At 60.5% G+C, this 3,032-nt stretch carries 5 protein-coding genes; 3 read left to right on the forward strand and 2 right to left on the reverse strand.

Annotated features, from left to right (window positions below; all coding sequences use genetic code 11):
• The first annotated feature begins 63 nt into the window (after positions 1–63).
• From DL1_RS20525 to DL1_RS20535, 3 genes are all read left to right on the forward strand, one after another.
• A complete protein-coding gene (locus DL1_RS20525) occupies positions 64–360 on the forward strand; it encodes a hypothetical protein (protein WP_038070220.1) in 297 nt (98 codons plus the stop codon).
• Positions 361–725: 365 nt separating this feature from the next.
• A complete protein-coding gene (locus DL1_RS20530) occupies positions 726–1,538 on the forward strand; it encodes a type IV toxin-antitoxin system AbiEi family antitoxin domain-containing protein (RefSeq protein WP_038070221.1) in 813 nt (270 codons plus the stop codon).
• A complete protein-coding gene (locus DL1_RS20535) occupies positions 1,528–2,445 on the forward strand; it encodes a nucleotidyl transferase AbiEii/AbiGii toxin family protein (RefSeq protein ID WP_038070225.1) in 918 nt (305 codons plus the stop codon). The genes DL1_RS20530 and DL1_RS20535 overlap by 11 nt, the downstream gene beginning before the upstream one ends.
• A gap of 82 nt (positions 2,446–2,527) precedes the next feature.
• Here DL1_RS20535 and DL1_RS21785 read toward each other — a convergent pair whose 3' ends face one another.
• Both DL1_RS21785 and DL1_RS20540 read right to left on the reverse strand, forming a co-directional pair.
• The gene (locus DL1_RS21785) at positions 2,528–2,704 is read right to left on the reverse strand and encodes a type II toxin-antitoxin system TacA family antitoxin (RefSeq protein ID WP_018065915.1); all 177 of its coding nucleotides are present in this window, start codon (positions 2,702–2,704) and stop codon (positions 2,528–2,530) included.
• Between the two features lie 36 nt (positions 2,705–2,740).
• A partial coding sequence (locus DL1_RS20540; RefSeq protein WP_038070227.1) for an RES family NAD+ phosphorylase occupies positions 2,741–3,032 on the reverse strand: 292 nt, incomplete at its 5' end.

The raw sequence follows: 3,032 nt of genomic DNA on the forward strand, positions 1-3,032 counted from the left end.
TTGGCTTGATTTTGTTCTTGTTATGTTCTATGCTCAGAGCCAAGTCAGAAAGGGGGTTCCACCATGGAAAGCACCAAGCACGCCCTGCCCGCAACGCCCAAGCAGATTGCCTATGCGCGGTCGCTCGCCCTGCGCAACCGGACGCTCCTGCCCTGGGAGGTTCAGCAAGACCGGCGATCTTTGAGCGCCTGGATCGAGGCTCAGGCCCAGCTGAAACCGGTATCGGACATGGACCGGCTGCCCACGTCCAAGCAGGTGGCCTTCGCTGAGAAACTCGCCCGGATCAAAAGGCGCGCCGTTCCGGACGAATGCTTTCGCGACAGGGGGCTCATGTCGAAGTGGATCGACGGGAACAGGTGAGAACGGCACCGGCTGGCTCCGACCTGCCGGAGATTCTGCCATACCGCGGTTTGGCAAACCGAGCGCAGCTGCCAAGCTGTAGGTTGGCAGACTGGACCTTCGGGACATCAGCCTCGGTCAAGCTCCTGTCCGAAGGACCAAGGTCTGGTTCCGGCGGCACGCCGGGAGGTGCACCGCTGCGACCTTCGGTAACCACCGCAAGTCGTAGCCGTCTCTCAACCCAGCGTCTTCAGATCTCCCTCCCCTTGGGGCTAGTCCCTAAGTTCTTTGGAAATGGTGAGATAGGAGCGTCCATAACGCAGGAAAAGCATTTTCATCAAAGAAAACTGTAGATGTCTCTTTGAAAATCTGTCACTTTAGGTATCATGGACACCGCAAGATCACAGAATCTGAAGAAAGTGCTCGATGCCGTACCCGCCGGGTATCTGGTCGACGCGGCATGGCTCGTCTCGCAGGGCATCGCCTATGAGAGCTTCCGTGACTATGTGAAACGCGGCTGGCTGGAGCGCATCGCACGCGGTGTCTTCCGCCGACCAGTCCCGAATATGCAGGCGTCCAACAGCATCGACTGGAAGACCTGCATCCTTTCGATGCAACATATCATGGGTCATGATCTGCATGTCGGGAGCACAACGGCACTCGGTGAACAAGGACATGCCCATTACCTCCGCCTGGGGGAAAGCGCTCCAGTCTGGGTCTATGGGGACAAGGTCCCGAACTGGCTGATCAAACTGCCGACGGATGCCCCTTTCAGTATCCGCCCCCGTTCCTTGTTCACCGATCCGAAGCTGGGCGTGATCGAGGGCAAGAATTCTGGCCTGCCATGGGACTGGGGTCTGACGATGTCGACGCCGGAGCGCGCAATCCTGGAAGCCATGGACGAGTTGCCCCACCATGAGAGTTTCCACACGCTCGACATGGTCTTCGAGAGCCTGACAACCCTGCGCCCAAGGCTGATTTCCGACCTCCTGCAAGCGTGCCAGAAAATCAAGGTCAAGCGCCTGTTCTTCGTCTTCGCGGACCGCCACGATCATCCCTGGCGCAAACGGATCGACCCGCAGGCATTCGACCTCGGAAGCGGCGACCGAGCCTTGATCCAGGGCGGCAAGATCCACCCGCGCTATCGGATCATGGTGCCAGAAGAATTCGTGAAACCGGAGGCCGAAAATGGCGCGTGAGACCTATGAAGCCCAGGTTGCGCTCCTGGTGCGCGTCCTGCCCAATGTCGCGGGCGAAAGCGTCTTCGCGCTCAAGGGCGGGACGGCCATCAACCTCTTCTACCGCGACCTGCCTCGGCTGTCGGTCGACATCGACCTGACCTACCTGCCAATCAAGGAACGCGCCGAGAGCCTGGACGAGATCAACGCCGCGATGGATCGCATCGCGGCTTCCATCGAGACCGGTATCCGCGGGGCAAAAACTCAGCGCATCCAAGGGGGCGGCGGCGGAGCCACCCGGCTCCTGGCGCGCCTCGGGAATGCCGAGATCAAGATCGAAACCTCGCCCGTGACCCGGGGCGTAGTCCACGACCCGGAAGTCCGGACCGTATCTGCCGCCGTGGAGGATGCCTATGGCTATGCCGAAATGCAGATCGTCTCGTTCGAGGATCTGTTCGCTGGCAAGCTGCACGCCGCCCTGGACAGGCAGCATCCCCGGGATCTCTACGACGTCACGCTCCTTTACGAAAACGAGGGACTGACGCAGGACCTCTTCCACACCTTCCTGATCTATGTCGCCAGTTCGCCACGACCGGCGCATGAGCTTCTCGATCCGAACCTGATCGATCTCGAGCAACCCTACGCGCGGGAATTCGAAGGCATGACCAGAACACCCGTCCCGCTCGCTACGCTTTTGGCGACGCGCCTCAAGTTGGTCGCCGATCTGCAATCGAGGCTCGATGACAAGGCGAGGCAGTTCCTCCTGACGCTTCAGGACGGCGAGCCTGACTTCGCGGCGATCGACCGTTCGCAGGCCGCTGACCTACCGGCCGTGAAGTGGAAACTTCTCAACCTGAACAAACTGAAGCGCGACAACCCCGAAAAGCACGCAGCGCAGCGCGACGCCTTGTTGAAGCTCCTGGGTTGAGCCACGGCCATCACCGTCGTGAGGGGCGCTTTGCGTTGGCCGTCCTCATCGCGTCGATGGGAGGCGCCGAAGACGGGTGAACTCAGTCGGCGCTTCCAAGCCCTGTGTTTCGCTGAAATGACCGCGTTTTCGCCCGACGAAAGGCAGAGCGCAGTGCTTCGGTCGGCAAAGGCGGCGAGTCCATCGCTTCAAAGAAGTGCGCATGGTCGATCTGCTTGAGATCGGTGCGGTCAGGGCTTTCAATATCAGGCGTTGCCATCCTTATAGGCCTCCGGGGCAATTACGGTTTTGCGGATTAGCTGACAGCCGCAATCGAGTAGTGCGGTGTCCCATCCCAAACAAGATCCCAAGACGCGCCCGGACGAACGTTCTGAATTGCGTGGGGCTCGAAGCAGACCAGGCAATTCCCGCCCGGTGCAGGAGCCCGGACCGAAGGGTAAATCAGGCCCTTGGATCCGCCCCGACGCAGATGCTGTGCCAGGCTTTGGCCCTCGGGATACCCGACAGCCGGATCCGGATGCAGCGCCGGATGACCTGCCTCATCGGTCATGTCGTTGAAGACGCCGATGAAGTCGGCCAGCAATTCC

It is taken from the genome of Thioclava dalianensis, assembly GCF_000715505.1.
Classification (GTDB): Bacteria; Pseudomonadota; Alphaproteobacteria; order Rhodobacterales; family Rhodobacteraceae; genus Thioclava; species Thioclava dalianensis.

Coding starts and splice junctions, on each gene's coding strand:
- DL1_RS21785 (WP_018065915.1), bottom strand. CDS start 2,704: ATGGCAACGCCTGATATTGAAAGCCCTGACCGCACCGATCTCAAGCAG.
- DL1_RS20535 (WP_038070225.1), top strand. CDS start 1,528: ATGGCGCGTGAGACCTATGAAGCCCAGGTTGCGCTCCTGGTGCGCGTC.
- DL1_RS20530 (WP_038070221.1), top strand. CDS start 726: ATGGACACCGCAAGATCACAGAATCTGAAGAAAGTGCTCGATGCCGTA.
- DL1_RS20525 (WP_038070220.1), top strand. CDS start 64: ATGGAAAGCACCAAGCACGCCCTGCCCGCAACGCCCAAGCAGATTGCC.